The organism is Candidatus Nitrotoga sp. 1052 (assembly GCF_927312905.1).
Taxonomy (GTDB): domain Bacteria; phylum Pseudomonadota; class Gammaproteobacteria; order Burkholderiales; family Gallionellaceae; genus Nitrotoga.
Genome location: NZ_CAKMHQ010000031.1, coordinates 1 through 10,640 on the forward strand (window position 1 = coordinate 1; position 10,640 = coordinate 10,640).

General features: G+C 50.7%; 11 protein-coding genes. 5 read left to right on the top strand and 6 right to left on the bottom strand.

Annotated elements, in window-relative coordinates; translation table 11 throughout:
- The 5 genes from MJ768_RS06990 to xth all read left to right on the top strand — a co-directional run.
- Positions 1 to 429: hypothetical protein (locus tag MJ768_RS06990; RefSeq protein WP_239289436.1), on the top strand; the 429-nt coding region annotated here is incomplete at its 5' end.
- Entirely contained in the window at positions 422 to 1,432 is a 1,011-nt protein-coding gene (locus tag MJ768_RS06995) for a hypothetical protein (protein ID WP_239289438.1), read from the top strand. The genes MJ768_RS06990 and MJ768_RS06995, both read left to right, overlap by 8 nt.
- Position 1,433: 1 nt before the next feature.
- Positions 1,434 to 1,871 carry a type II toxin-antitoxin system death-on-curing family toxin gene (locus tag MJ768_RS07000; RefSeq protein WP_239289440.1) on the top strand — a complete coding sequence of 146 codons (438 nt, stop codon included), beginning with the start codon at positions 1,434 to 1,436 and terminating at the stop codon, positions 1,869 to 1,871.
- 412 nt (positions 1,872 to 2,283) lie between these two features.
- Positions 2,284 to 3,759: a class I SAM-dependent DNA methyltransferase gene (locus MJ768_RS07005; protein ID WP_239289442.1), complete on the top strand. Its 1,476-nt coding sequence runs from the start codon at positions 2,284 to 2,286 to the stop codon at positions 3,757 to 3,759.
- Positions 3,760 to 3,870: 111 nt separating this feature from the next.
- Positions 3,871 to 4,638, top strand: coding sequence for an exodeoxyribonuclease III (gene xth, locus MJ768_RS07010; protein WP_239289444.1), 768 nt, complete (start codon positions 3,871 to 3,873; stop codon positions 4,636 to 4,638).
- A 58-nt stretch (positions 4,639 to 4,696) separates the two neighbouring features.
- Here the strand turns inward: xth and trpE are convergent, their stop codons facing one another.
- The 6 genes from trpE to gmk form a co-directional block, all read right to left on the bottom strand.
- Complete coding sequence (gene trpE / locus MJ768_RS07015) at positions 4,697 to 6,196, bottom strand: anthranilate synthase component I (RefSeq protein WP_239289446.1); 1,500 nt, start codon at positions 6,194 to 6,196, stop codon at positions 4,697 to 4,699.
- 132 nt (positions 6,197 to 6,328) lie between these two features.
- Positions 6,329 to 7,012, bottom strand: a complete 684-nt coding sequence (locus tag MJ768_RS07020) for a phosphoglycolate phosphatase (RefSeq protein WP_239289617.1) — start codon at positions 7,010 to 7,012, stop codon at positions 6,329 to 6,331.
- A 2-nt stretch (positions 7,013 to 7,014) separates the two neighbouring features.
- Positions 7,015 to 7,698, bottom strand: coding sequence for a ribulose-phosphate 3-epimerase (rpe, locus tag MJ768_RS07025; RefSeq protein WP_239289448.1), 684 nt, complete (start codon positions 7,696 to 7,698; stop codon positions 7,015 to 7,017).
- Between the two features lie 152 nt (positions 7,699 to 7,850).
- Positions 7,851 to 9,224: an aminodeoxychorismate synthase component I gene (pabB, locus tag MJ768_RS07030; protein WP_239289450.1), complete on the bottom strand. Its 1,374-nt coding sequence runs from the start codon at positions 9,222 to 9,224 to the stop codon at positions 7,851 to 7,853.
- Positions 9,225 to 9,645: 421 nt separating this feature from the next.
- Positions 9,646 to 9,852 carry a DNA-directed RNA polymerase subunit omega gene (rpoZ, locus tag MJ768_RS07035; RefSeq protein WP_239289452.1) on the bottom strand — a complete coding sequence of 69 codons (207 nt, stop codon included), beginning with the start codon at positions 9,850 to 9,852 and terminating at the stop codon, positions 9,646 to 9,648.
- The gene (gene gmk / locus MJ768_RS07040; protein ID WP_239289454.1) at positions 9,840 to 10,475 is read right to left on the bottom strand and encodes a guanylate kinase; all 636 of its coding nucleotides are present in this window, start codon (positions 10,473 to 10,475) and stop codon (positions 9,840 to 9,842) included. The genes rpoZ and gmk overlap by 13 nt, the downstream gene beginning before the upstream one ends.
- Positions 10,476 to 10,640: the final 165 nt, after the last annotated feature.

Genomic DNA, 10,640 nt, shown 5'->3' on the forward strand with positions numbered 1-10,640 from the left:
TATAAAAAACAATATGTTACGCTGCCTCAAAACTCGAAGTCCGACAGTCTGCTAGGCAGTCGAATTGGGCGTACTCAAATTATGCGGCTATCGACTGGCAATCAAGAATCTATGCGTAACATTGGGCAAGATAGAATTCGTTCAATAACTGTCCCTATTTGCTCAGGAGTAGAAGCTGATGCAGTTATTGAAACCCTTGCTGCAAGATTGTCTGAAGTTGACCAACTCGAACTAACCATCACCACCTCATTGCGACAATCTGAAGCCCTGCGCCAGTCCATTCTGAAAAAAGCCTTTTCCGGCAAACTGGTGCCGCAAGACCCTCACGACGAACCCGCCTCGGCATTGCTGGCGCGCATCAAGACGGAAAAAATGGGGCACACTCACGAATCGAAAAAATCTTTATCGAGGGGCAAGCGAAATGAATAAAGACCTGACCAACTCCGATATTCATCGGCAGAACATTCTCAATAACCATTATGCGTTGGAGAAGATCGAGGTTCATTTTGCTTTCTTCGGCAAACAGTTTGAAGGGCGGACAGTTTTTACCAAGGCTGACTTGGCGAGTTTATTTGAGGTGGATGAACGCACCATTGAACGTTATGTTGCTCAGCACGGGGATGAGCTGGGTAGAAATGGCTATCAAGTGCTAAGGGGAAAGACGTTAAAAAACTATAGGTTATCCGATGTCTCCGACACGAATGTCGGAGACAAAGCGCCTAGTTTGGGAGTGTTCAGCTTTCGCGCTTTGCTTAACATCGCCATGCTGTTGACTGAGAGTGAACGCGCCAAAGAAATCCGTTCGCGCATTCTGGATATTGTCATGGATGTGGTGGCTGAAAAAGCTGGCGGACACACGCAATTTATCAATCAACGCGACCCCGATTTTTTTCCTGCTGCTTATCAGGAATTTAGTTATCGCGAGTCGTTCACCAGTGCATTAAACCGCCATGTTGACGCTGGGCAGTTTAAGTATGCGCATTTCACGAACAAAATTTATCAAATTATTTTCCGTGAGAACGCCGCTGAATATCGGCAGGTGTTGAAGCTCGGCAAAAACGACAGCGTGCGTGACAGTATGTATGCCGAGGTGCTTAATCTAATTGCGAGCTTTGAAAATGGCATTGCCAGCCAAATCGAGCGGAGAGCGCAAGAACTCGGCAGAAAGCTCTTAGGGAGTGAGACGGATGAACTCTTTGTGCAAGCCGAAACCAACCCGTTTCTGCAGCCATTGATTCACGATGCGCGCACCCGTATGGCTAGCCGTGATTTGTGTTTCAGAGATGCGCTACACGATAAATTGCACTCATATATTCAAGCTGTACCGCAGGCTGATTTTGAGCGTTTTCTGGGAGAAACCAGCAAGGCTCTGGAAGAGCGCTTAAAAGATGAAGAGACGTTGGCTGTGTTTAAGCGCTTGAAGGATCGCTAACGTGGACGACGAGATTTTTTATTTTGATGCAAAGCATGCGGTTGAAGTGCATGACTACATTATTGAAGTTTCTGGTGGCTTGCACGGGAATCGTGATATTGGTTTACTGGAAAGCGTTTTGGATCATATCCAGAACGATATGTATTACCCCGGTTTCCATGAAAAATTGACGCATTTGGTTTTTTCGGTCAATAAATTTCATGCCTTTAATGATGGCAACAAGCGCGCCAGTATTAGTTTGGGCGCTTATTTTCTCCAGTTAAATGGCTACGACTATTGTGTAACGACATTCATACTGCGTATGGAAAATATCGTGGTGTGGGTGGCAGAGGGAAAAATAGATAAAGGGTTGCTCGGGGAAATGATCTGCTCCTTGATTGAAGAAGACGATTACAACGAATCATTGAAATTGAAAATTATTGAGGCGGTTAGCGCGTGAACTTTGCTACTTAACGCCGGATCAGGCGTATAAACTTTTGAAGCGCCTATTTGATTGAAAAATAATAAATAAACAATGGATTAAGCGGTATTCGTTCTATATTAAATCGTAGTCTATACGCCAGGGCGTATAGACAGCGCATAGAAGAGGCATAGAAATAGGTAAGCGTAATTACCCTTTAGTTAGGGTAATAGAGAGGGTAATAACAAATATCGAATTGGTCAGCAGGTTGCTGACCAATTGCTACAAGAAACATTCTAGCTTTGATTTAGCAGCCTCGATTTTCCATGGGGAAAGTTGTAATAAAACATTTGCTTATATGATGTCTCCGGCATGAATGCCGGAGACATCGTTCGCTACTTTTTGCGTCAACACCGCTACAAATGTACAAAATTTGATTCAGGGCTAAAGCATGAACGCAACCGCATCTATCGTTTCCAAAGTCTGGAGTTTTTGCACCACGTTGCGCGACGACGGGGTGAGCTATGGCGATTATCTGGAGCAGCTTACTTATCTGATCTTTCTGAAAATGGCCGACGAATACAGCCAGCCGCCGTATAACCGCAAGGTGAGCATACCCGCTGAGTACAACTGGCCAAGCCTGAAGGCCAAGCGTGGTGCAGAGCTGGAGGTGCATTATGTGACGCTGTTGCGCGAGCTGGGCAACAAGCCCGGCATGCTGGGGACGATTTTCACTAAGGCGCAAAATAAGATTCAAGACCCGGCCAAGCTGTATCGCCTGATCGACATGGTGAACGAGACAAGCTGGGTGACGATGGGCGCGGATGTGAAGGGCGACATCTACGAGGGCTTGCTGGAACGAAACGCGGAAGACACCAAGTCCGGTGCGGGGCAATACTTCACGCCACGTGCGCTGATCAAAGCGATGGTGGAATGTGTGCGCCCGGAGCCGAACAAGACCATTGCTGATCCGGCCTGCGGCACGGGTGGTTTCTTTCTGGCAGCCTATGATTTTCTGGTGAACGAACACCAGCTGGACAAAACGCAGAAGGCCTTTCTCAAACACGATACTTTTCACGGCAACGAGATCGTAGCGGGCACGCGCCGTCTGGCGTTGATGAATATGTTTTTGCACAACATTGGCGAAATCGACGGCGACAGCATGGTGTCGCCGAACGATGCGTTAGTAGCTGACAGTGGCAAACGCTACGACTACGTGCTGGCGAATCCGCCCTTCGGAAAAAAGAGCTCGATGAGCTTTACGAATGATGAAGGCGAGCAGGAGAAGGATGATCTGACTTACAACCGGCAGGATTTCTGGGCGACGACTTCCAACAAGCAGCTCAATTTTGTGCAACACATTCGCACCATGCTCAAGACCACCGGACGCGCTGCTGTCGTCGTTCCGGACAACGTGTTATTCGAGGGCGGCGCGGGCGAGACGGTGCGCAAGAAGCTGCTGGAAACTACCGAGCTGCACACCATATTGCGCTTGCCCACTGGCATTTTTTACGCCAACGGCGTGAAGGCGAATGTGCTGTTCTTCGACAACCACGCGGCGAGCAAAGAGCCGTGGACGAAGGCGGTGTGGTACTACGACTACCGCACCAACATTCACCACACGCTAAAAAAGAAGCCGCTACGCTTCGAGGATTTGCAGGAGTTCATTGCCTGCTACAACCCGCTAAACCGTCATGAGCGCAAGGAAAGCTGGAACGAGCAGAACAATCCGGAAGGCCGTTGGCGTAAATTCAGTTATGAGCAAATCATCGCGCGCGACAAAACCAGTCTGGATATTTTCTGGTTGAAGGATAAGAGCCTTGCCGATCTGGACAACTTGCCCGAGCCGGATGAGCTGGCATTAGAAATCATCGACAACCTGGAGGCGGGGTTGAACAGTTTCAGAGAAATTGCGGCGGCGTTATAGTGAGCAAATTGCACCAAGGTGTTGCAATGCACGTGACAATATCCCACATAAAACCCCATACAATATGCGTATGAAAATTAATTTCAACTTAATAAATATACTTAAAACTGTATGAAAATTGCGACCTGGAATGTGAACTCGCTTAAGGTGCGTCTGCCTCATACATTGGACTGGCTGGCGGTTAATCAGCCGGATGCGCTGTGTTTGCAGGAAACCAAGCAAGAGGACAGTAAATTTCCCCTGGCAGAGTTACAACAGGCTGGCTACCAAGCTGTGTTCAGCGGGCAGAAGACCTATAACGGTGTTGCCATTATCAGCAAGACTGTGCCTGACGACGTAATGGTCGGCATGCCGAATTTTTCGGATGAGCAGAGGCGTGTGATTGCTGCCACTCTAAACGGTGTGCGTGTGGTATGCGTTTATGTACCGAACGGTCAGAGCGTAGATTCAGACAAATATCAATACAAATTGGCGTGGCTGACTGCTTTGCAGAAGTGGTTAAAGGACGAGTTGGTTCGCTATCCTAAGCTTGTGCTGCTTGGCGATTACAACATTGCGCCCGAAGACCGTGACGTGCATGATCCTCAGGCATGGGTAGGCAATGTGCTGGTGAGCGAGCCAGAGCGCGCGGCGTTCAGAGCGCTTGAACAACTTGGGCTACGCGATAGTTTCCGCCTGTTCGAGCAGCCGGAGAAATCCTATACTTGGTGGGATTATCGCATGATGGCCTTCCGCCGCAATATGGGATTGCGCATTGACCACATTTTGGTGAGCGAAGCGCTGGTACCGAATTGCACTGCCTGTTCAATAGACCGTACGCTACGAAAGTTGGAGCGTCCATCAGATCATGTGCCAGTAGTGGCGGATATCAAAATTTAGACGCCGGGCAACACAAGTCCAATTTTGTTATTGAAAACGTGAGTTTCTGCCGCGCAAGCTATAAGCCAATTCCTATTTCGTCAGCATTATCCAGTCCAGCCAGTACCATCTCAGCGGCACGTAGCACGGCGCGTGCTTTATTCTGGGTTTCTGTCCATTCGCTAGCCGGTACCGAGTCGGCTACCAAGCCACCCCCGGATTGGACATAGAGAATGCCTGCTTTGACCACTGCAGTGCGGATGGCGATGGCAAGATCCATGTCGCCGTTGAAGCCAAGATAGCCGACTGCGCCCGCATAGATGCCACGCTTGGAAGGCTCTAGTTCGTCGATGATTTCCATCGCGCGTACTTTGGGCGCACCGCTCACCGTGCCAGCCGGGAAGGTGGCTTTCAATACCGCAATTGCATCCAGTCCCGGTTTGAGCGTGCCTTCGACATTGGACACAATGTGCATCACATGCGAATACCGTTCAATCACCATTTTTTCGGTAAGCTTCACCGTGCCCTGTTGCGCGACGCGGCCAACATCATTACGTCCGAGGTCTATGAGCATCAGGTGTTCCGCCAGCTCCTTTGGGTCGGCCAGAAGTTCTTGCGCCAGCGTGGCATCCTGTTGCGGTGTCTTACCGCGCGGACGGGTACCGGCGATGGGGCGCACGGTCACATTGTCACCTTCCAGTCGCACCAGAATTTCCGGCGAAGCGCCGACCACCTGGTGGTCACCCATGTCGTAATAGAACATGTAAGGTGAGGGATTAATGGAACGTAGCACCCGGTAAAGGTTGAGCGGTGAAGCAGGGAATGGCTGGCTTATGCGCTGCGAAGGCACAACTTGCATGATATCGCCATCGAAAATGTAGCGCTTGGCCTTTTCTACGGCCTGTTTGTAGGCTTCCTCACCGAACTCAGATACGGCCTGCTGGGGGGGAAATTGCGGGGCACGCGGTATTTCAACTGGTTGGCGCAGCAACTGTGACAGTTCTTGCAGACGCTGCCGTGCCAGAGCATACGCATTCGGCAGTTCCGGATTGGCATATACGATGAAGATAAGCTTGCCGGACAGATTGTCCACTACCGCCAGCTGCTCGGTGAGCATTAGCAGTATATCCGGCGTGCCGAGCACGTCCTGTTTTTGCGTTTTGGCCAGACGCGGCTCGATATAGCGTACGGTGTCATAGCCGAAATAACCAGCTAACCCGCCAGTAAAGCGCGGCAGGCCGGGCAGCGGCGCGACTTTGAAACGCGACTGGTAGTCCTTGATGAAGTCCAGCGGATTGTCCGCGTTTTGGGCGGTTTCGCTAGTTGGAGTGGTTAGCATAATGTGCTTGCCGCGCACTGTAATGCGGGTATCGGCGGGCAGGCCGATGAAGGAATACCGACCGAAGCGTTCGCCACCCTGCACTGATTCCAGCAAATAGGAATAAGGTTTATTGGCGAGTTTGAGATAAAGCGACAGTGGCGTGTCCAGATCAGCAAAGGTCTCTGCTACCAGAGGGATGCGGTTATATCCTTGCTCGGCCAGTTGATCGAAAGATTGTTCTGAAATGGGTTTCAACACGAATTGTTCCTAACTCAAAAAGTGGGAAGACGGCGGCACTAAAACGGGCGCAGCCACGCCGAACGGGGTGGTGATCACCATCGCCATGCGGTAGTTTCTCTCCAGGTTTTGAAATTCTCGTGTGTCATCAGGTCATGCTTTTTTTATCAGCTTTATCACATCTGGCAGCGTGTCAATCACAGCATCCAGATCAAGTCTATCCACTGGCTCGCCGTGATTGTAACCGTAGGGCACGCAGACTATTGGACAGCCGGCGGCGCGCGCCGCAACCGAGTCATTGAGTGAATCGCCGATCAGCAGCACTTGCTCCACCGGAACGCCGAAATACTTCGCGGCATGCAGTAGAGGCAGCGGATGTGGCTTTTTTTCCGGCAGGCTGTCGCCGGACAGCACGATCTCGAAATAATGTGCGAGTCCTAAACCCTCAAGCAGGGGCTCAGTGTAGCGTTTTACCTTGTTGGTAATGCAGCCTAGGCGGAAACCCGCCGCCTGCATGGCATCCAGTCCGGCAATCACTCCCTCAAACGGCTTGCTCTGCAACAGCAACTCATTGTAGTGCTGCTCGAAAATCGGCAGCGCCTGTTCATATAGATTTGTATCCGGCTCGGCATGCATGTCGCCGGTCAGCGCGCGTTTCACCAGCCAACTGACGCCGTTGCCGATGTAGCTTGTCAGCAAGTCTTGCGACACGGCAGGACGGCCAAGGTCACGCAACATGCGATTGGCGGAGGCCACAAGTTCCGGTGCAGTGTGGAGTAACGTGCCATCCAGATCTATGAGGATGGCGGAGATGCTTAGAGGGAAACGTGCTTGCATCATTACTTGTTTACTTTGGCCAGTTCGGCGCGCAGAGCGGCGATGATGGAATCATAGCGATGCGGGTCAGTGTCCTTGCCTGCACCATACACAGCGGAGCCAGCTACGAAGGTATCGCAACCCGCCGCAGCAATTTCCGCAATGTTGCTGGTGTTCACGCCGCCGTCGATTTCCAGCATGATGTCGCGCCCGCTTTCATTAATCTTTTGGCGCGCGGTGCGTAGCTTGTTCAGCGCGTCGGGGATGAATTTCTGGCCGCCGAAGCCGGGGTTCACTGACATAATCAGGATCAGGTCGATTTTGTCCATGACATGGTCGAGATAGCTCAATGGTGTGCCGGGATTGAATACCAGCCCGGCCTTGCAGCCGTTTTCCTTGATCAGTCCGAGAGTACGGTCGATGTGCTCGGACGCTTCCGGGTGAAAGGAGATGATATTGGCGCCGGCTTTGGCGAAGTCCGGGATGATACGATCCACCGGCTTGACCATCAGGTGTACGTCGATTACTGCTTGGGTAATCGGACGAATGGCAGAACACACCAGCGGACCAATGGTCAGGTTGGGTACGTAATGGTTGTCCATCACGTCAAAGTGGATAATGTCCGCGCCGGAGGCGATGACATTGATGACTTCTTCACCGAGCTTGGCGAAATTGGCGGAGAGAATGCTAGGTGCAATTTTGTACATGGCGACGCCTTTAACAAGTTTGAATTTGAAGCGCGCATTCTACCCGAAACTTTCCCGATGAATAAATCCAACAGGTGCAGCTCGCTGCTTTTATCATGTTATTCGACCATTGTTACTAATGACGCTTGAGCATAAAAGCAAATTGCTGAGCGTTACGCGTCTCGCTCATATTCGCCGCCATAGTGTTGTAAGACTTCCAGCATTGCTGCTGCTTTGTCTAAGGTCTCTTGATATTCAGCATCTGCGTGAGAATCCGCTACGATGCCGCCACCCGCCCAAAAGCGGATTTCGCCATCGGCGAATACCAAAGTACGGATAGTGATGTTGCTATCCATGTTGCCGTCGAAGCCGATATAACCAATCGCACCGCAATATACCCCGCGTCGATGCGGCTCTAATTCTTCGATGATTTGCATGGCGCGTTGTTTAGGCGCGCCAGTTACAGAGCCACCGGGGAAACAATCGCGTAACAACGCCAGCGCATCGCGCCCCGGCGCAAGCTGCCCGGTGACGGTACTTACTAGATGGTGTACTTGGGCAAAGCTCTCCAGTTCGAACAGCTTGGGTACTTGCACTGAACCAGGTATACAACTTTTGCCCAGGTCGTTACGCAGTAAATCAACAATCATTAAATTTTCTGCACGGTCTTTGTCGCTATGGCTCAATTCTTGCGCTATCTTCGTATCCTCGTGCGGATTGTTGTGACGCGGGCGAGTACCTTTGATCGGATTGGTTTCGACGCGCCCCTGCTTTACTTGCAAAAATCGTTCCGGCGAGGCGCATAGAATTTGCGCCTGCGGAAATTTGAGAAAAGCGGAATAAGGTGCCGGGCTCAGGCGGCGCAATTCGAGATATGCTGGTAGCGAATCACCGGAAGCATGTGCTGCATAGCGCTGCGCCAAATTGACTTGATAACAATCGCCCGCGCGCAAGTAGCGCTGTATGATATCAAATGCGGATTTATACCCCGCGCGGGTAAAATTCGACTGAATGCGGCCGTGTACTTTGAATTTTCCCTGAGGCGCGTTGCTGTTTTGCTGCAATCGCGCAAGGATTTGCGGCAACACTTGCACGGTTGCGTGTTCGCGTTGTTGTGATACCAGACGTGTAGTCTTTTCCTGATGATCCAGCACTATCGCCCAGTCGTAGATGCCAGCCATCATGTCCGGCAGATGTTCAGTATCCTGTGCCTGTGCGGGCAAAGTAAACAGGCGGCGCGCCAGATCGTAGCCCCAGTAGCCTAATGCGCCGCCCATAAAGGGAATGCCCGGTATTGCTGCGATGGGTGCACCCAATTGCTGGCGCAAGAGGTCAAATGGATCTGCTGTTAAACGCTGCACATCGGTTGCATTTGTGATTTCGGTGACTATGCCATGCGTGACCAGCGTTGCAGTGGGTTGTGCGCATAGGATGTCGTAACGTCCTAGCCCACCGCTGTCCAGCCACACCGCCCAAGGCAAATCCGCGATGGCCGCGAAGTAAGCGGCAGCATTGGCAGCATAGGGAAGAGGGGTGCTATAAAGCATCGGTGTTGGTGAGTGAGGAGGAAAGCTCGTGCCGCTTCGCAGTTCTGCTCGATCAGCATAAGTCCCGCATTACGGACTCAAGCTAGCAATTGATTTATGTAGGTGAGAGCGGGGAATAGTGAGTTTGGGTAAGTAATGGGATGCATTGGTATACACCAGAATTAAGGAATTAGATCTGACCCGTAATTAATGTACTACTAGCGGCAACTTCCCGAGTGCGAGGTAGTTATAGCCAGATGGTTAAGGGCGATGTAATTACGCTTTAATTTCCATAATACACTGGCAGTTTATTGGAGCGATTAAATCAACTTTGCGCGACCCAAGCCTATTTTCTTGGCCTTATTTGTTCAGATCGCTTATCTATTGCAGCTGAAATTGTTGCAATAAAATTGCAAGTGCGAATGACTGGGAACTGAGATGCTTAGGCTATTCCACGAGTAAGAATGTCTAGTCCAACCTTGCCTTCGCTGATTTCGCGCAGGGCGATTACAGTGGGCTTGTCTTTACATTCTTCCACTAGATAGCTGGCGCCATTGGCCAACTGGCGTGCGCGGTAGGCGGCAGCCAAAGTGAGTTCAAATCGGTTGGGGATGTTAATCAAACAGTCGTCTATCGTTACGCGGGCCATGGTGTGGTTTCTCCTTCTTGTAGTTGATTGATTAAAGCTTGCTGGCGTACAAGCTGTCTGTCGCGGCGAAGTCCTGCGGCAACGACGATAGCATTGAGCTCTTGCAAGGCAACGTCCAGCTTATCGTTAATGATAACATAGTCAAACTCTACGACATGGGCGATGTCTTCTTTCGCGGCGTGCAGACGCTGTGCGATCACGTTGACGTCATCTTGTCCGCGCGCATGCAGGCGATCCTCCAGTGCTTGTAAAGAGGGTGGCAGGATAAAGATGCTGATGCAATCTGGAAATGCGCGTCGCACTTGCGCCGCGCCCTGCCAATCAATTTCCAATAGTATGTCGCGCCCGTTCAAAATTTCAGCTTCAATCCAGGATTGTGAAGTGCCATAGAGATTGCCATATACCTCGGCGCTTTCTAAAAAATCACCATGTTCTGCCATATTCAAGAAAGTTTCACGGCTAACAAAATGATAATCTTCCCCCTCGGTCTCGCTTGGGCGTGGTGCTCGCGTGGTGTAGGAAACAGACATGTCAACCTGTTGATTGCTGGCCAGCAGCGCGCGGACCAGGCTGGTTTTTCCTGCACCCGATGGTGCACTGACGACGAAGAGATTTCCCGGCATATTATGTATAGGCATCTTTAAAAATTGAGCAGCAATTTCAACACAAAACTCCACTGCAAACCACAATGTAATTTTATCATCAACTGGCGAGAGCTTCTGAAAATTCAGTATTTATCCAAATCCAAGCCATATAAACAATTTCGCTGCGCCGTATATGTCTGATAT

Excerpts from the sequence above, each read along its gene's own strand:
- MJ768_RS06995 (WP_239289438.1), top strand. The coding sequence starts at position 422 with ATGAATAAAGACCTGACCAACTCCGATATTCATCGGCAGAACATTCTC.
- pabB (WP_239289450.1), bottom strand. The coding sequence starts at position 9,224 with ATGCTTTATAGCACCCCTCTTCCCTATGCTGCCAATGCTGCCGCTTAC.
- MJ768_RS07020 (WP_239289617.1), bottom strand. The coding sequence starts at position 7,012 with ATGCAAGCACGTTTCCCTCTAAGCATCTCCGCCATCCTCATAGATCTG.
- MJ768_RS07005 (WP_239289442.1), top strand. The coding sequence starts at position 2,284 with ATGAACGCAACCGCATCTATCGTTTCCAAAGTCTGGAGTTTTTGCACC.
- gmk (WP_239289454.1), bottom strand. The coding sequence starts at position 10,475 with ATGCCGGGAAATCTCTTCGTCGTCAGTGCACCATCGGGTGCAGGAAAA.
- rpe (WP_239289448.1), bottom strand. The coding sequence starts at position 7,698 with ATGTACAAAATTGCACCTAGCATTCTCTCCGCCAATTTCGCCAAGCTC.
- rpoZ (WP_239289452.1), bottom strand. The coding sequence starts at position 9,852 with ATGGCCCGCGTAACGATAGACGACTGTTTGATTAACATCCCCAACCGA.
- xth (WP_239289444.1), top strand. The coding sequence starts at position 3,871 with ATGAAAATTGCGACCTGGAATGTGAACTCGCTTAAGGTGCGTCTGCCT.